The following is a 17,405-nucleotide window of genomic DNA, read 5'->3' as shown; positions in this document are numbered from 1 at the left end:
CGATCGATTGAGCAAAAAACGACCAGTTTGATTGACGCGATATGGCGGTTTTTCACTTGTGTTGCGGTAAATGTGCGATACTCGTAACACCTTGGTCGTACGCGTATTATGGGGGATCGGCTTGGTAGCAAATTTATTGGCGTTCACAGGAGAGCAGTCGTGATCACAGTAGACAAACATGAGGGCTTATCAGTCAGGGTGGCTGTGCTCAATGAGGAAGTCAGTGCCCAAGAGGTCGAGTTTTATCTCTTCGTCCCTGGTGAGCTTAAGTTTGGTAAGCATGTGCTTTCTGAAGATGAGTTTTACTACCGTGTCCTCGCCAATAGTCGAACGTATTTTACGTCTCGTTATCATCTGCCCTTGGTACATGCTCGCCTAGCCAGTCGTGACAAACTGCCAACCGAACAATATCGAGTGAGCTTAAGTCTCTATGCGTATCAGTATGCCTTATCGCTCGAAAAAGCGACGCACGATTTTTTTGAATCCGTTTCTGGGCTAGAGGATGAACAAGCGTTAGAGCAGTTAGAAGATACGATAGAGATGGCGGTGGAGATTTTACGGCGACTCCGGCGCTACAAACCGCAAAATACCAAGCTACTCAAGTATTACCATAATATAGACAACTATTTATCTTGGTTGACGGAGCAACGTTTTCTGTCGTTATTAGCCCATATGCCGCGTGGAAACGTCTACAAGGGGGTACGCCAGCAATTGATTGAATTGTGCCAAGCTGAAGAGGCACACCGCCTCGTTAACCGTTATAACTCGGATAAAGCACGGCGCGATCCCACTCGTATGGTCAATAAGATGCGCTTGGCGCGCCGCTTGATTGAGTTTCCCGTGACGATTCGCCAAGTGCCGCAGGCGCTAGGTAAAAACCTTAACAAACTGGCTAAAGCGTCCGCGACGGCGTTTGTGATGTTGTTTGTCACCACTGTTATTGTCCGTGCACGTCAATATTTAGGCGAAATCACCCTATCGTTCGTGTTGGCCATGGCGGGTGTGTATGCATTGCGAGAGATCTTTAAAGATGATTTACGTGACGCGTTGTGGCGCTGGATTCGTAAAGGACGTCCCAAGTGGCGAAAACGTTTTATTGACCCCACATCCAATCGACAAATAGGTCGGCAGTTAGAGTGGCTAGATTATATGGATTTTGCTGCCCTACCCGATGAAGTGAAGAAATTGCGTCGTGGCAAACTGCGTCAAAGGGAAGAGGCGGTAGTGCGTCTTAAAGTGAAAACACAGTTAGAGACAACCCGTTTTTTGTCGGGTTATGACACCACTCGTGACGTGTGGAAATTTGATTTCCGCTCTTTTTCTCGCCTTATGGACCGTGGTAGTCAGCGCTTATATCGGCTTAATGAAGGCCAAGTACTCAAAGATTCGGTTGAAAAGCGGCATCAATTCAACCTTATTAGTTGTCAGCGGTTAAAAGGGCAGCCGACGGTGTATCAGCGTTGGAAAATTACGGTTAACCGCTCAAAAGTGGTCGATATAGAAGAAGTGTTTGATTAATCATTCATCAATAACTTGTCTTTATGATTTAAGTGATCGATGCAGAAAGCATAAAAGTCCAGTGCGGATAGCGGTTTGGCGAAGAAGTAGCCTTGGAATTCGTCAACGCCCATCTGTTTTAGGCTGGTGAGTTGTTCTTGTGTTTCGACGCCTTCGGCGACCACGCGAATATCGAGCTGATGGGCCATATGACAAATGGTATCGACTAACACATGCTGGCGCGGTGTATTGGCCATGCCGGTGACAAATGAGCGATCAATTTTGACTTTATCAAAACTAAGGTGGCTGAGTACCGACATGGATGACCAACCCGTGCCGAAATCATCCAGCGCTATCCGAATACCGACGTCGCGCAGTTGATTCATCAGCAGATTGAAGCGACCAATATCGTCGATGGTCATTGTCTCTGTGACCTCAAAAATCAGTTGTTTACGTTGTTCTGGGTGATCGGCAAATACAGTGATTACATCGGCAATCAAGGACTCGTTGAAAAACGAGTCAGACAGGTTAATCGCAATATCAATGCGGTCATTAATGGTTTGCCATTCGGTATTTAATGCCAGATAAACTTGACGCAAAAGCCAGGCGCCTAATCTCCGACCCAGGCCTGACTCTTCGGCGACATTGACGATGAGCTCTGGATCAATGGGACCAAACTCAGCATGGTCCCAGCGAATCAGACACTCACAGCCAAGGCGTCTTGACGTCGCTGCCACCATGGGTTGAAACAATACATAGAGTGTCTCTTGATAAGGGTCGTCAAGGTGAGCCTTGAGCTCATCGCGTAATTGACGACGTTGCTTCGCTTCTTGTTCGTACTCCGCTTTAAATATATCAACACTGTCTTGCGTCACAGGCGCTCGTTTGGCTTTCATCAGTGCAAGGTCCGCGTTGTTTAACAGTTGATTGGCAAACTGACGATGATTTCTAATGACATTGTCATCCAAATCGAGGCTCTTTGCGACGCCAATAGCCACCGCTAATCGATGGCCTGGGTAGACACTGTCGATCGCGCTTCGCAGCGCGTTGCACAAAGGCTGAGTAAAGAAGCTCAGCTGACGATTGTCGGTGTATGCGAGAACCGCAAACTCATTACTGCTGATCCGCGCGCAAGGATAACCGTAAGGCAAACACATGCTTTTTAATTCATTGGCTAACTGTGTTAGCGCGACATCGCCTTGTTCGTATCCCATCAGGTCATTGATGTCTTTAAAACGACGAACATCGATCAGCAATAAGGTATGTATTTGTTTTTTATGTGCTGCTTTGTAGAGATACTCCAAAAGGTAATTGCGATTGGGTAGGCCAGTGAGACTATCGTGCCATGCCATTTTTTGCTGTTTGCTACTATTGCGATAGAGGCGAAAGGCGAAAAAAATCAATAACGACATCAGTATAATGATGGCCGCGTACATGGTTTTTATTTGGTCTTGTAAAAATTCACGCTGTTCGATAGCTGCCGGCCCGGTAAAATTATTGACCATCAGATTTCGTACCTGAGGCAGCACAATATCCATTTCATGAAGAAGGCCAGAAAGTCGCTGCCGGTCACCGTTCAATACCGCTTGCTCATGTTGCTGAATTAAACGAAAAGCACGTTGTACCACGGGCTGGGCATCAAACGTTCGACGCATGGGCGCAGCCTCTTGGCTGCTTAAAAACGTGTCATAACGACTCCATAGGATGTCATAAGACAGGACAAGGGACTGTTTGTCTGAGGCCGTGGCGAGGTACAAGGCGAGCTCATTACGAAACTCTAAGGTTTCGAGCTCCATTTGTGCTAAAGCCCATGCTGACAATTGGGTATGCAGTGCCTGTCGTGCGTAGGCATTATGAAACTGGTAAAGCGCTGAGGCCGCGAAGGCTAACGTGGTAAATGCAAAAATGATGAAACCGATTAGAGGGCGCTTTACCATATCAATATATTCCTTTACTGCTGTGTTTTGCCTAGCTGCTTGTGGTTGAGTCGGGAAGCTCGTGGAGTAGGCAAAAACCGTGGTTGAGCCAATAGGGCTGTTGTTATTCTTTTTCTAATATTTCGATATGGTTAACTTGCCACACCATACGGCTGTGTAAAATCTCATTATCGTACTGATTAAATTCGGATAATGGGTAGATAACCCAAATCGGCCCTTTGTCGCGAATAGGCATCCACTCGCCGTTTTTCTTGATGGCGAAAACAGGGTTGTACTTATTAATCTCGTCAGTCGGCATTTTGGACCAATAATCATTGAGGGCGTGAACTTTCAATTCATGGCCTTGCTTGTCATACGTTTTTAACAGTTTTTGTGCTGACACACCGAGAAAAACCTGCTGACCTTCCGTCCAAGGGGTTTCCGTTTCAATTGTGCGGTCAGCCAGCTGCATCAGCTCCTCACGAGTAAAGGATTGCTTGGCGACATCACCATAAATGGTCAAAATCGGTCTTGCTTCGACAGCATGACTGACCAGCATGAGACACAACAACGCTAGCAAAATGAGTTGGTCGGTATAACGGCTTTTGCGGATAGTATATCTGGGATCGTACGTTGTCATGTCACACTCCTTATTATCTCCATCTTTTTAAAGCTAGTTTGTGATTGAACCTAACTCAAGACAGAGCGGTGACCGCCATGATATACGCTCCGAAGGAAAATGGGAAAGGGTCCATTTCTCCCGTAGTAAGGGTGGGTGGATCGTGTAAATCGATCAGACACAGTCACGAGATTTATTGTTGAATTGAAAAAGAAAACTGCCCACGCATAGGGCTAGGGCAGTTTAGCAAAGCCCGATAAAAGGCATAAGCCGGTCGGGCAACAAGGGGCAAGCGAAGGAGTCTTGTCACTAAAAACATAGACGCTAGCTTGGCGGGTGTCTAATTATTTTTCGATAATTGGTGTCGCCTGTTTGTTTAAGTAGGCAATAATATCATCCGATTCGTACATCCAGCGCGCCTCGCCGTTTGCCTGTTGGATACGCAAACAGGGTACTTTGATTCGCCCTCCCCCTTGTTCAAGCTCTTTTCTGGCATCCATGTTGCGCTTCGCGTCTTTGGTCTGAAGCGGTAAGCCGAGTTTTCGGCTTGCCTGGCGCACTTTTACACAAAAGGGGCAGGCCGCGAATTGATATAGAGTGACCTGCTGTGCCAATGTGTCCATCGCCTGCTTTTGCGCTGCGTTTAATTGAGGGGATTTAGGTTGGGTCAATGACTCTACAACCAGAATAATTTTACCTAGGATCCAACGAATAACGCCCATATAACCTCCATGCGTTGACAACGGCATAGAGTGTAACACGTGATACACGTTTGCCTATCTTGAGGTTAGATTGTGCCCTTATAGAAACAAAGCGTTTCTCTCTAAAAACAGGATGGCATTGTACCCGTTAACCTGCCTGTTAAACTATTGTTTCACTTACCTCATGATAAAAAGCAAACGATTACGAGAGCATTATGACACTGCAAGCCATTGACTTTACTGCGCCTGATGCAGAGCAGGCGTTTGTTAAATCCCTACGTGAAACAGGTTTTGGTGTATTAAAAAATCACCCATTACAGCAACAATGGGTCGCCGATATCTATCAGCAATGGGAAGGTTTTTTTAATACCGAAGACAAGCACCGCTTTACCTATAAGCCCGACACGCAAGACGGCTTTTTTCCCTCAAAAGTCGCAGAGACCGCGAAAGGCCATACCAAGCGTGATCTGAAAGAGTTCTTTCATTATTACCCATGGGGACAGTGTCCAGACGCCTTGAGAGGCAATTTACAGTCGTATTACGAGCATGCTACACATTTAGCGGAAACCTTGCTCTCGTGGGTCGAGCGCCAATCCCCATCAGATATAAGCCAACACTTCTCGCAACCACTCTCCAGCATGATTAATGGTAGCCAACAGACCTTATTGCGTGTCTTACACTACCCGCCGTTAAAGGGTGATGAAGAGCTTGGGGCGATTCGAGCGGCTGCTCATGAAGACATTAATTTGCTGACAATATTGCCTGCTGCCAATGAGCCTGGCTTGCAAGTGAAAGCGAAAGATGGGAGCTGGTTAGATGTCCCTTGTGATTTTGGTAATTTAATCGTCAATATTGGTGATATGCTTCAAGAAGCATCCGGCGGTTATTTCCCTTCTACCACTCACCGTGTCGTGAACCCGGAAGGTGCGGATAAAACCAAAGCGCGTATCTCGCTGCCGCTATTTTTGCACCCTAAGCCAGATGTTGTACTGTCTGAGCGCCATACGGCTAACAGCTATTTGATGGAACGCCTCCGTGAGCTTGGCGTGATCGAGTAACACACTTTTATGCTTGCCGAGGTCATGTTTGACGCTCGGCAAGTCATGTCTGTTTACGTTTCCCACCGTGTATGCGCTACCATTATCGCAGCGCGTCTTCGACACGTTGCGCGGTTTGTGCATCAACCCATTGATGCCAAACGGCAGGGTAGCGGCGAAGAAACTCGTCTGCGGCTATTTCACCGTCTGCCTGGTAGGTATCCATCCAAGCCAGCATGTCACTCATTACTTGGTTATCGTATTCACGGCGGCTGATATAGTTAAATGCCGCGGGCGCTTGCTCAGCAAATGATGCTGTGGTTAGTGAGTGCACGGGAGAGGTGGGAAATGCGGTGACCTGGGGTGAACGGCAGTCCGCTTGGGTGATACATTGTTTGTAGTGCGCTAAATTGACATCGGCACCCAAATCGACTTCAACCATTTCATACTTTCCCATCACAGGGGTCGGCGCCCAATAATAACCAAACCAAGGGTTTTTTCGCTCATTGGCTCGTGCGATGGTACCGGCTAAGCCTGCCGCAGAGCCTGGGTCGACAATTTCAAAGCCGGCTTTGTCCAATTCAAGGGCGTTAAAAATGTGCTGGGCTGAGATTTGACATGTCCACCCCGCCGGGCAGCCCATAAAGGCGGCTTTGTCAGGGTCTTCAGGGTGAGGGAACAGCTCTGGATGCGCTTTGATACCTTCAATGGTCGCTAACTCGGGGTGTTGATCGACCATGTATTTGGGTACCCAAAAGCCTTCGTTGCCACCTTGTGAGAATGCATCGCCTGCATACCTTAACCGTCCCTCTTGCACGCCTTTATCCAACATAGCTTTGTGTGAGTTTGTCCAAAACTCTGGGGCAATATCAGGCTCGCCTTTTTCTGTCATTGAGACGCCAGTAGGCATGGTGTCGCCTGGGACAAGAGAAGCATCACACCCATACCCATGGGCTAAGATAAATTGATCAACATGTGCCATGAGTGTGGCTGAGTTCCAATTCATATCCGCGATAGAGACCTTGCCACATGCCGCGTCATCGCTGGCTTGGGCAAGGGGGGAGCAGGCCAGTATTGAGCCTATCAGTAGCCGCTTTAGCGTCCCTTTCATGATGTGTCCTTGATAGATGAGTGCTTTATGTATCGAAAAAGTAACATGGGCGAATAGGGCGATCTATACTCAACGCAACCGATCTTAATAAAAACACTGAAATCCCTATTAGCGGACGATAACGAACGCCATTATGCCAAGAAAAGAGCAACTTAATGCGATAGAAAAAAACCAAGAAGCCATCGCTTTAGCTGTGACTCACGCGGTACTTAAGTTGGGGGTGGCAACCTTGGTGCGTGTTCACATTCAGACGCCTACTAAAGCTTTGTTCCGATTTAATGGGTTGTTGATTGGCAGTGATGGACAACGTTTTTGTTATCTGCAACTGCCTAAACTGTCGAGCCAACAGAAAAAGCAGTACTTTGGGGCGGGTTATAGTTTACGTCTTCATGGTGTTTCTGCCGATGGATCGCTGATTCGATTTGGTGGAAAAGTACAAGGCTTGATGGAAGCTCACCATACCCTTTTATGTGTCGAGCTTGTGCGTGACGGTGCGAGCGCCACGCCTTTGCGCCAAGACAAGCGTTTTAATGTCGAGCTCTCTGCAGCGTTAAATATAGACGGTAAAGCCAGCGTGCCCGTGACGATACACGATCTCTCTGTGGGCGGGTGCTTGTTTTCTTACCGTGCGATTGGCTTGCAGATTGATGAGGAGCAAAATGCAGCGCTTAGCCTGACAGGTATCCCTGCCAGCCAAGCGTTGACAATGAGCGGCGTGATATTGAGTCACCGCCTTAAAGGTGAGCGTTATCATTGTGGGCTTAAATTCGACGACCGTTCTAAGTCACGAAGCGCGTGGTTAGTCACCAATTTAGACTACGATGGTGAGCTTTATCGTCTGTCAATACCTCACAATGACGGCGAGCTTACCTCCAGCCTTTCTATCTAAGACTGAGGTAATGGTGTGACACGCAGTATACTGCCGTTTCTTCTATCGGTGAGGATGAGTAAACTGCCATCACGTGCTTGGATCACATCGCGAATGCGGCCAAACTGACCCTCTAACATTCGCTCTTCATGCCTGACTTGGCCGTTCTCCAGCTCTAGCCTTACTAGCAAGCCAAACTTTAACGACCCGAGCAGTAAATCCCCCTGCCACATCGGAAACTGCTGGCTGTTCACCATCGTCATGCCTGATGGTGCGATAGAGGGATCCCAGTAATAGACAGGTTGGCGCATGCCAGGCTTGGATGTGCCTTCTCCGATCTGTGTGCCTAGCCCATAGTTAACGCCATGTGTAATGGTTGGCCAGCCATAGTTTTCACCGGCGAGGATTACGTTGAGTTCATCGCCACCTTGGGGGCCGTGCTCATGTGCCCAAATACGGGTGCCGTTGTTATCTAACGCGATACCTTGGATATTCCGGTGCCCGAAGCTAAAGACCTCCGATTGCTTACTCGGTGTTTGGACAAAAGGGTTTGACTCGGGCACGGTGCCGTCATGATGAAGGCGCACAAGAGTGCCAAGATGATCATCAGCGAATTGAGCGCGATCACGATGTCCTCGGTCACCGAGGGTAATATACAAATACTCAGGCGTGACTAATAAACGACTGCCAAAATGGCGCCCGCCACTGCGCTTGGGAAGGGCTTTAAAGATAACGCGACTGTCAATCAGTACATCCTTAGACAGTGTGGCCACCATTACCTCAGTACCTGCCTGCCCTTGCTCGTCGACGGCGGCATAAGAGAGGTATAAACGCTGATTGGTCGCAAAATCAGGCGCCAAAGCAATATCTAATAGCCCCCCTTGCCCCTCTTGAAACACGTTTTTCGGGGTACCTAAAATGGAGACGACCAGGCCATTGGGGGTTAAGCGCTTCAGGTTACCGTTTCGCTCAGTGATGAGCAGATCGCCATCCGGAAGTTCAGTGATCCCCCATGGGTGAGAAAAACCGGACTTCAGTGTTTCAACACGAAGGTTCACTGCCTCCGTGTTGATGGTTTTCGCGTGGGTCGCCCCTACAATGCCTAGGCAAAGAACCAACAGGCAGAGTCGATGCAACATATGCATTGTCAGCTCCTGTTAGTGCGTGCGTAGTTTTTGGTATAGACGGTCTTTGAGGTGCGCGCGCTGTCGTTTCATGGCGGTAAAAACATCGTCGCTGGTAGGGATTTGGTTCATCTCTAAACCACGAATATGATGATCGAGTTGATGGTAGCGTTGTGCATCGAGCTGAAACGCTGGGTCATATTGTTTCAGATGATGGATACGATCGCGGTGCTCTGGGAAATCAAAAACGAGTGCGTGGTTTTCTCCTTGCATAAAACCTCCTGTTATCGGCCTACCTTTAATAAGGTTAGGCCTGCTTACCGCGATTATCCAAATTTCATCGATGATAATCACCGTGATGTAGCAGGCGAGCTGTCTATGTGTTTGTCTTTTCCGGAAAAGAGACGCGTTGACCATCGGTCTTCAGAAGGCTAATGGTGCGTGGAGAGCCATCTTCATTCAGGGTGACCAATCCCACGGCGCTGGCATTGACGAGACGCTTCGGGCCTGGCGTATCAGGGTCGCGCCGGTCAATGCGCATACGCTTACGTTTCGTGAGCCAATTCAGTGGAGACAGTGGGCTGAATAAAACGCGATCGCACCACTCGCAAAAGCTGAGCAGTGGCTCGGGGAAGCGGTTTTTGAAACCACTGGCAGTTATTTGCCACAAACGCGGACTATGGGTGCGAAATCGGATTCGGATATCATAAGCAAACGAGTAATGCACATCCCCAGATAAAATCACATAATTGGTGGGTGTCCGTTGATGGCGAAAAATACTGAGTAGCGTATTGGCACTCCCTGGGTGTGCCATCCAGTTTTCCGCATCGACGACAGTCGGCGCGCCCAGCCAGGTCGCGACTCGTTGCAATACTTCAATAAACTTAACACCGAACATGGGTGCGGCAGAGACGATCACCGCGCTATCATGCCTTAACAGATCATGTTGAAAATCCATCAGCGCTTCCCAGTCCATCAGGCCCGACGGTTTATTCATTCGTGACTCGGATCGCCAGCGACGAGTGCGTGTATCTAACACAACGAGATGTGGCGTCGTTGGCACCGTGTAATGCCAGTGTTCAAAGCGTAGACATTGCTCCACCATGGCCTGATGCGTCGCTGTTTGTGTGTCCAGATCGCAAACACTCATGGGCTGATAGGCGCTTTGGCGGGCGGTAGTGATAAAGTCTTGGTTAAAGTTATCGGGCGCATTGCCCCAACCTTGGCACAACCAGTAAGCCATCAGGCCATTGCCGATAATACGACGAGAAAAGGGATTGAGATACGCGGCGTGCTCCCAACCGACGGTGATATTCCAATCATCTGTGATGTCATGGTCATCAAAGATCATATAGGTTGATAGGTGTGCGAATAGTCGCTGCACGCCGGTTAAACCGGAACGAAACGCATTGAGTGCGAGTGTTTCTTGTTGATAGCGCTCGCGTTGACTGTCGGTCAGTTGACTAGGGGAATGAAGATGAGGTCCGTCTGTTAGCGCCCAAGAAGCGGGCGCCCAAACCAGCAAATACATGGCGACGTGTTCTGCAAAGCTTATCAAGTGATTGGAGACGGTTTTGGATGTAAAAATAGGCAGTGGTTGACCAAACAGTCTCTCTAAACGGCCGCCCTTTTCCGCGCGCTGGCTAGGGAGGAGCTTGCCGCGTTGAACATAGCTGTCAGGGTGTGTATCCAAGGCACGGCAGTCGACAATGGGCGCGGCCTCGAAATACTCATTTTTAAGGCCTAATACGGCAATTAACCGGCGAATACGCTGCAGCATCGGCGTGGCGACGTCATCTGCGTAGATTTGATCCCCACTCATAATCAACATATTAGGCCAGTGTGTCATGGGGGTCGTGGCCAAGTGTTGGTCGAGAGTGACGAGGGCATCATCGCAGTGGTGGTGTGGGTGTCGGCATGAGCCATGCGCGATGTGGGTGGCTTTTGAGGGAATACAAAAGGAGGGAGCTTGCTCGTTGTCATACAAGAGCTCCGGTTGGATGTCTGCCATTCCACTGTGGTTGATCTGTATGTCGTATGACAATGGGCTATCGACGGGAAACCCATGGGCTGACCGGAGATGATGAAGCACGACCCACGCGCGCTCGCCAATACGAAACCAATGCCCGGCTGACAATGGCATGGATGCTAATATCTGGTGGTGCTGATAAACGGACACGGTACCATCATCGGGCTTTTGTGTTAGCACTGACCATAAGGTCACTTCATGCTGTGTGGTACGTCTTAGCATGGGGCCGGCAATAAACAGTGGGAGTGCGTCTTTATCCAATGTCTCTGAGTCCTCGAAGTCAGCTACTGGGTTGTATATTTGCACTTTTACCTACGTCAGTGCAAAGACGATAGTTTAATCGTCTGATTTGTTGCCTTTTTAGCCATTCGAGCCGAGTGTGTGGGGATTTATTGAAAAAAGGGTTGCACCGAGATAATGGATTGCCTATCATCTCGCTCGTTGTCGCAAAAGACGATTCCCCCATAGTTCAGTTGGTAGAACGGCGGACTGTTAATCCGTATGTCACTGGTTCGAGTCCAGTTGGGGGAGCCAAATTGAAAAGAAGCGCTAGCCGAAAGGCTGGCGCTTTTTTGTTCGAATTCCCAAAGTGTTCTCGCGAATTTGAATAACCTTGGAATCTAGTCTGTCGTGCGGAGAGTCGTTTCAATCAAGGCTCTCAAATTTTTTTAACTGTTCCGCTGCGCGGAATATGTCACTGGGCTGGGCGCCCCCGTTGAGTCCAGTTGGGGGAGCCAAATTAAAAAGAAGCGCTAGCCGAAAGGCTGGCGCTTTTTTTGTTTGTGCGTATGAATAAAAACGCCACGCGTCAGAGCGTGGCGTTGGCCTCATTGATAGGTTGCCTTTATTCAGAGGCGATCAATTTTTGGTGATATACAGGTTACGTGTATACCTTAGCTTGTTGGGGTTATCGGTGTTATACCCGCCCACTTTCGGACTCTTAATCACGCTACGGGTATAGAAATACAATGGGATCGCCGGCATGTCACGGGCGAAAATACGCTCTGCCTCTTGGTAGTACGCTTTTCGCTTCTCGGGCTCCGCGACCGTTAGAGCCTGATCAAGTGCCTTGTCATAATCTTCATTGCCCCAACTGGTTTTGTTCATACCATCACTACTGAAATAGCTCAGGAACGTGGACGCTTCGTTGTAATCACCTATCCAACCGTCGCGGGCGACATCAAAGTCTTTTTGTAAGACTTTTTGTAAGAAAGTTTTCCACTCTTGATTGGCCAAATTGACATTGACAGGAAGATGACGCTTCCACATAGACGTCACGGCTAACGCCAGTTTTTTGTGTGACTCCATGGTGTTATAGACCAGCTCAAATTCCAGTGGGTTATCTTGGGTATAGCCGGCTTCTGCCAGCAAGGCTTTGGCTTTTTGATAGCGTTCATCTTGGCTCATTTCCGCCCACTCGAGCTTAGGTGGCTCAAAATGGTTGATGGCTGGCGGTGTGGCGCTATATGCCGGAAGCTGGCCCTGACCGAGGATAATGTCGGTAATGATGTTTCTATCAATCGCATACGACAACGCCTTACGGACTCGCACATCGTCAAAGGGCGCTTTCTCTGTGTTGAACAAATAATAGTAAGTCGCCAGAGACGGCATAGTGATCAGTTCATTAGGGCGTTCCTTTTTAATCTGATCAAAGGCCTCAAGTGGAAAACTAGAAGTGATATCAATTTCACCGGTACGGTAGCGGTTATATTCAGCGTTGACATCACTGGAAGCGACATACGAGGTTTTATCAATCACCGTTTCGTCGTTATTCCAATAAAGTGGGTTACGGGCTAAATCAATTCGTTCGTTGATGACCCAGTTGGTGAGATTGTAAGCGCCTGAGTTGACCATGTTATCTGGGCGGGTCCAGCTATCACCAAAAGCTTCCAATGCATGCTGTGGCACCGGATAGGTGGACGAGTGGGTGAGCATATTCGGGAAGTAGGGCGTGCGGCGCTCAAGGGTAAATTCTACCGTGTGATCGTCGATGGCTTTGACGCCAAGCTGCTCAGCGGATTTTTCACCGTCGGTGATCGCTTTGGCATTTTGGATATTGGCAGTCCCTAGGTACCAGGCATAAGGCGCGCCAGTGACCGGGTCAACCACACGCTGTAGCGTATACACTACATCGTCTGCGGTGATGGGCTCACCGTCAGACCATTTTGCTTTGCGAAGGTGGAATGTATAGGTGAGCCCGTCTTCGCTTACCTCCCAGTCTTTGGCGAGGCCAGGTACGACGTCGCCATTTGGATTGCGTACCATCAATCCTTCAAACAAATCCGAGATGATTTTATTGCTGGCGGTATCACTGGACTTGGTAGGGTCTAACGTGGGTACTTCCCCCGCGACACCCCAGATAAGCGTTTGGTTTTCGGCAAGGGTGACGTCATCAGGGACTTGCGCGGCAAGCGCCGAGCCGCTCAATGCGAGTGCTAGCGCACTGGCTAATACCGTTGTTTTCATAATCCTTCCTTGGTTGAGTGTTTTGTTAATAAGTCTTAACAATCAATAGATTAACGCTGATACCCGGGTAGGCCAATACGTGATGAAAGAAATGTGACATAGCTGGATAAGCCCACCGTAATTTGGCGTATCCGTTTCAGAAGGAAACATCACAAAAAGCTTATAACGAGGTGCAACCTGTTGCTGTTGTGGTGCATTATTGGTCAAGTCTTGAGGTTTTTGGCTGATCTACCCGATTACTTGCTATGGAAAAAGGATTGTGCGAGCCTCGAAGGTGCAGCCGAGCAAGGAACTGCTTTATCGCGTGACAAGGAGAGCAAAATGAAAGTTTATGGGCACCCGCTATCGATTAATGTTCAGAAAGTGATGTGGCTAATCGATGAGTTAGATTTAAGTATCGCGCTAGAAGAAGTGGATATTCACCACAATCGGCACGATGCGCAAGCGGTCGCACAGCGGTGTCCGATGCGCCAGGTGCCCGTGCTCGAAGATGGTTCCAATAGTGTTTGGGAGTCACACACTATATTGCGTTATCTCGTCGCGTGTTACGGCAATAAAATGTGGTATCCCGATTGTGCCTTTCAACGTTCCTGTTATGAGCGCTGGATGGACTGGTGTTTGTCTTCTTTCCAGCCAGTCATCAAAGCCGCTTTGTTTGCCTCTACCCCTGACGGTTCCGATGAGGGGCAAGCGAAGCAACGGGCGATGGAACAATGCCGCTATGAGTTAGAGAGAGTCAATGATGCACTCGACGACCAGCTGTATCTCACCTCAGATCGCATGACGTTGGCAGATATTGCCGTGGGAAGTTTAATCCATTGCCTTAGCCAGCAAAGCGACTGGGTGCTACCACCCAATGTTTCCCGTTGGTATCAACAATTGAGTGACCGACCCGGTTATCAACGCTGGGTGATGCAGGCAGCATCAACGCTGCCCACATAAGCGTTGGGTGGTTTTATAACGCTTGTAGAGGGCCGACAACACACAAGGCATTTTGATACCCAGGCTGTTGCTCAACGTGTTCAAGGTAGCGAAGAATATTGGCGTGCTTTTGAGCATCCAATTGCTTGCGCGCCGCTAGTAACGGAAAGCTCATCTGAATGTCGGCCGCTGTTAGCGTATCTCCACACAGCCAGGTGTGTTTGGCGAGATGTGAATCAATCATCGCAAAATGATCGCGAAGCTGAGGGGCGAGAAACTGTTCAGTGACGCCTTTCATCAGCTTTTTTGCCACGGGACGAATAAAGAATGGCATCGGTGATTCTGGGATCTTGCTAAAGATCAAAGACATCACCAACGGCGGCATCAGGGAGCCTTCCGCATAATGCATCCAATAGCGGTACAGGCCCTTTTCTTTATCCGTGTTGGGGGTTAGCGTGCCATCGCCGTACTTGTCGATAAGATATTCAATGATCGCCCCTGACTCGGCAATCACCACATCGCCGTCTTCGATGATGGGTGCTTTCCCTAAACTGTGTATCTTCTTCAGTTCGCGAGGCGCAAGTTTGGTTTTTGGATCACGGTAGTGACGTACCAGCTGATACGGAATCGCCAGCGACTCTAATAACCAGACAATCCGCTGCGATCGCGATTGCTCTAGATGATGTAAGATAATCATAGTGGACCGTTTTTTTGACTGTAATTTAAAAACTAGGCTCGGGATTAACGTACGGATTGACAACTAATTCGATCAACGCCGAGCGCGAGATCATTGATTTAAAGAAGGAAGCACCTGGCCTTCAATACGAAGATCGGGGCTGACTGACTGGATATTGGTACCGCGGATATAGAGATTTCCGCCTACGTAGATATCGTCAGGAATGCGCTCAATGGGTGAATTTGTCAGGTATAGATTTCCTTCCACAAACAAACGGCGCGGTAATTGCGTAAGCGGTGTGTTGACGAGGCTTAAATCACCCCGCACGACTAAATTAGGAGGAAGGCGGTTAATGGCGGTATTGGTGAGGTTGATATATCCCCCCACTTTCATTCTTGGGAGTTGTCTAATTGCTGTATTGGCGGCATTAAAGTAACCACCAATATCAAGCCCACGCGGGAGACGTACGATATCACTGGCTTCAATATCCAAGTAACCTTTGGTCTTAAAACCTGCCGGTAAAGCGGTAATCGGGGCAAAGCGAAGTTTCACATTGCCATAATTGTCGATATAGCCATGAAAGCGAAGATCTTGAACAAATTGGCTTGCCGGTTCATTCATGGCACGCGCTGGCTCAGCCACTATCATTGCTATTGGGAGTAAAAAAAGCCCGACAAAGAATGCTCTCATCGCCTCGCCTCGCCGCCGCATGGGTGATCAATACTGGCTCTAATGTAGAGGGTTTTCCCTAAGATTCAAGCACCCGCCAGGGTTAATCATCGAAAATGTGGTTTGCTGCGTATCGCTTAAAGCTTATTTGATAAATACCGAGGTGCCAGTGACCAATAGCCAGTACTCAACGTTGCGTCTTGTGTTAGGTGATCAACTCAACGCCAGCCACTCATGGTACAAAAAGACCGATGAAAATGTGCTGTATCTTGTTGCCGAGCTCAAGCAAGAAGCAACCTATGTCAAACATCATATCCAAAAGGTGTGCGCTTTCTTCGCTGGCATGGAAGCGTTTTCCCATGCCCTGAGTCAAGCGGGGCATCATGTTTGCTACCTAACCTTGGATGACACGCAAAATTACGAAAACTTACCGGCGTTAGTGGCTGATCTGTGCGAGCACTATCAGATCAAAACGTTTGAATATCAACGCCCGGACGAATACCGGCTAGACGAGCAATTAAAAGAGATGGCTTTACCCCAGCCTGTCACAGTGACATGCGTGGATACCGAGCACTTTTTACTGCCGTTCGATCAAATATCCAAGCAGTTCACTGCCAATAAACATCGCAAAATGGAGTATTTCTATCGCGATATGCGACGGCAGTTTGGCATTTTGATGGAGGGAGAATCTCCAGAGGGAGGGCGGTGGAACTTCGATCAAGACAATCGTAATAAACTCAAGAAAAGTGATTTAGCGGCTATTCCAACCCCCTTAATATTTAGCAATGATGTACGCGATATTTTGGCGCGTATTGAACGGCATCACGTGGCGACGATCGGAGAGCCTGCGCCAGACTTGCTCTGGCCTGTGACCCGTTCACAGGCTAAAACGTTGTTGGATCATTTTTGTCGTCACTGTCTGCCCCTGTTTGGTCAATTCCAAGACGCTATGACAGGGCAAAGCGAACACCAATGGAGCCTCTATCACAGCCGTCTATCCTTTGCGTTAAATGCCAAGCTATTGCATCCAATGCAGGTGATTGAAACGGCGATTAGCCACTTTCGAGCGGAGGAGGCGATTAACCTTGCTCAAATTGAAGGGTTTGTGCGTCAAATTCTAGGCTGGCGAGAGTATATACGCGGGGTATATTGGACAAACATGCCTGCCTACGCTAACAAGAACGCATTATCCGCGCAGCGGCCGCTTCCTCGTTTTTTTTGGACGGGCGATACCAAAATGCGTTGTGTCTCACAGGCGGTCACGCAATCCTTGCAGACCGCATACGCGCATCATATCCAACGCTTAATGGTGACGGGCAACTTTTGCCTATTGGCGGGCGTCGCGCCGGATGAGGTAGATGATTGGTATTTGTTGATTTATATCGACGCGATTGAGTGGGTTGAGATGCCTAACACCCGAGGGATGACCCAGTTTGCCGATAACGGGCTTGTGGCGACTAAGCCTTATGCCGCCAGTGGGGCCTATATTCATCGCATGAGTGATTATTGCGGTGATTGTCATTATTCGGTGAAGGACAAAGCCGGCGAGAAAGCGTGCCCGCTCAACGCACTTTATTGGCATTTTATGCATCGGCATCGCGAGCGATTTGCGCATAACCCGCGTACAGCAATGCCTTATAGAAATTGGGACAAAATGGCGCCGACCCAGCGTGATGGCATCTTACGTCATGCAGAAGCGTTGCTCGAAAACTTAGATGCTTTGTAGTCTGTTTATTCGGCGCGCTCACGTACGATGAACGCGCCGGACTCA

At 48.8% G+C, this 17,405-nt stretch carries 15 protein-coding genes and 1 tRNA gene; 6 read left to right on the top strand and 10 right to left on the bottom strand.

The annotated features are described in order from the left end of the window. The first annotated feature begins 159 nt into the window (after positions 1–159). Complete coding sequence (locus BZG73_RS07690) at positions 160–1,518, top strand: hypothetical protein (RefSeq protein ID WP_046075657.1); 1,359 nt, start codon at positions 160–162, stop codon at positions 1,516–1,518. On the opposite strand, the gene BZG73_RS07685 is transcribed toward BZG73_RS07690, so the two are convergent. From BZG73_RS07685 to BZG73_RS07675, 3 genes are all read right to left on the bottom strand, one after another. Beyond that, positions 1,515–3,434 carry a putative bifunctional diguanylate cyclase/phosphodiesterase gene (locus tag BZG73_RS07685; RefSeq protein WP_077578475.1) on the bottom strand — a complete coding sequence of 640 codons (1,920 nt, stop codon included), beginning with the start codon at positions 3,432–3,434 and terminating at the stop codon, positions 1,515–1,517. The two genes, BZG73_RS07690 and BZG73_RS07685, sit on opposite strands and share 4 nt — an antisense overlap. 103 nt (positions 3,435–3,537) lie before the next feature. Further along, positions 3,538–4,053, bottom strand: coding sequence for an oxidoreductase (locus BZG73_RS07680; protein WP_162274050.1), 516 nt, complete (start codon positions 4,051–4,053; stop codon positions 3,538–3,540). Positions 4,054–4,376: 323 nt separating this feature from the next. Beyond that, a complete protein-coding gene (locus BZG73_RS07675) occupies positions 4,377–4,754 on the bottom strand; it encodes a glutaredoxin family protein (RefSeq protein ID WP_046075659.1) in 378 nt (125 codons plus the stop codon). A 194-nt stretch (positions 4,755–4,948) separates the two neighbouring features. On the opposite strand from BZG73_RS07675, the gene BZG73_RS07670 reads away from it, so the two are divergent. Further along, positions 4,949–5,791: a 2OG-Fe(II) oxygenase family protein gene (locus tag BZG73_RS07670; RefSeq protein WP_046075660.1), complete on the top strand. Its 843-nt coding sequence runs from the start codon at positions 4,949–4,951 to the stop codon at positions 5,789–5,791. 82 nt (positions 5,792–5,873) lie between these two features. Here the strand turns inward: BZG73_RS07670 and BZG73_RS07665 are convergent, their stop codons facing one another. Then, entirely contained in the window at positions 5,874–6,881 is a 1,008-nt protein-coding gene (locus BZG73_RS07665; RefSeq protein ID WP_077668012.1) for an ABC transporter substrate-binding protein, read from the bottom strand. A gap of 133 nt (positions 6,882–7,014) precedes the next feature. Here BZG73_RS07665 and BZG73_RS07660 point away from each other — a divergent pair, with 133 nt between their 5' ends. Then, positions 7,015–7,770, top strand: coding sequence for a PilZ domain-containing protein (locus BZG73_RS07660; protein WP_046075662.1), 756 nt, complete (start codon positions 7,015–7,017; stop codon positions 7,768–7,770). On the opposite strand, the gene BZG73_RS07655 is transcribed toward BZG73_RS07660, so the two are convergent. The 3 genes from BZG73_RS07655 to BZG73_RS07645 form a co-directional block, all read right to left on the bottom strand. Then, positions 7,767–8,894 carry a PQQ-dependent sugar dehydrogenase gene (locus BZG73_RS07655; protein WP_077668011.1) on the bottom strand — a complete coding sequence of 376 codons (1,128 nt, stop codon included), beginning with the start codon at positions 8,892–8,894 and terminating at the stop codon, positions 7,767–7,769. The genes BZG73_RS07660 and BZG73_RS07655 overlap by 4 nt on opposite strands. A gap of 12 nt (positions 8,895–8,906) precedes the next feature. Next, positions 8,907–9,146: a YdcH family protein gene (locus tag BZG73_RS07650; protein WP_046075664.1), complete on the bottom strand. Its 240-nt coding sequence runs from the start codon at positions 9,144–9,146 to the stop codon at positions 8,907–8,909. A gap of 103 nt (positions 9,147–9,249) precedes the next feature. Next, positions 9,250–11,124 carry an alkaline phosphatase D family protein gene (locus tag BZG73_RS07645; RefSeq protein WP_077668025.1) on the bottom strand — a complete coding sequence of 625 codons (1,875 nt, stop codon included), beginning with the start codon at positions 11,122–11,124 and terminating at the stop codon, positions 9,250–9,252. A 236-nt stretch (positions 11,125–11,360) separates the two neighbouring features. Here BZG73_RS07645 and BZG73_RS07640 point away from each other — a divergent pair. After that, a tRNA-Asn gene (locus BZG73_RS07640) sits at positions 11,361–11,436 on the top strand. 324 nt (positions 11,437–11,760) lie between these two features. Here the strand turns inward: BZG73_RS07640 and BZG73_RS07630 are convergent. Further along, positions 11,761–13,368, bottom strand: a complete 1,608-nt coding sequence (locus BZG73_RS07630; protein WP_046075665.1) for a peptide ABC transporter substrate-binding protein — start codon at positions 13,366–13,368, stop codon at positions 11,761–11,763. 321 nt (positions 13,369–13,689) lie between these two features. Here BZG73_RS07630 and BZG73_RS07625 point away from each other — a divergent pair, with 321 nt between their 5' ends. Further along, a complete protein-coding gene (locus BZG73_RS07625) occupies positions 13,690–14,310 on the top strand; it encodes a glutathione S-transferase family protein (RefSeq protein WP_077668009.1) in 621 nt (206 codons plus the stop codon). Between the two features lie 13 nt (positions 14,311–14,323). Here BZG73_RS07625 and BZG73_RS07620 read toward each other — a convergent pair whose 3' ends face one another. Both BZG73_RS07620 and BZG73_RS07615 read right to left on the bottom strand, forming a co-directional pair. Continuing rightward, entirely contained in the window at positions 14,324–14,986 is a 663-nt protein-coding gene (locus BZG73_RS07620; RefSeq protein ID WP_077578469.1) for a glutathione S-transferase, read from the bottom strand. A gap of 90 nt (positions 14,987–15,076) precedes the next feature. After that, positions 15,077–15,655 carry a hypothetical protein gene (locus tag BZG73_RS07615; RefSeq protein ID WP_235606037.1) on the bottom strand — a complete coding sequence of 193 codons (579 nt, stop codon included), beginning with the start codon at positions 15,653–15,655 and terminating at the stop codon, positions 15,077–15,079. Between the two features lie 148 nt (positions 15,656–15,803). Here BZG73_RS07615 and BZG73_RS07610 point away from each other — a divergent pair, with 148 nt between their 5' ends. Beyond that, on the top strand, positions 15,804–17,360 hold the full coding sequence (locus BZG73_RS07610) for a cryptochrome/photolyase family protein (RefSeq protein WP_235606036.1): 1,557 nt from the start codon (positions 15,804–15,806) through the stop codon (positions 17,358–17,360). The last annotated feature ends 45 nt before the right edge of the window (positions 17,361–17,405 follow it).

The sequence above is a fragment of the Salinivibrio siamensis genome (genome assembly GCF_001996005.1).
Taxonomy (GTDB): domain Bacteria; phylum Pseudomonadota; class Gammaproteobacteria; order Enterobacterales; family Vibrionaceae; genus Salinivibrio; species Salinivibrio siamensis.
The sequence above is the reverse complement of the archived record's forward strand: the minus strand, read 5'-3'. Positions and strand labels throughout refer to the sequence as shown.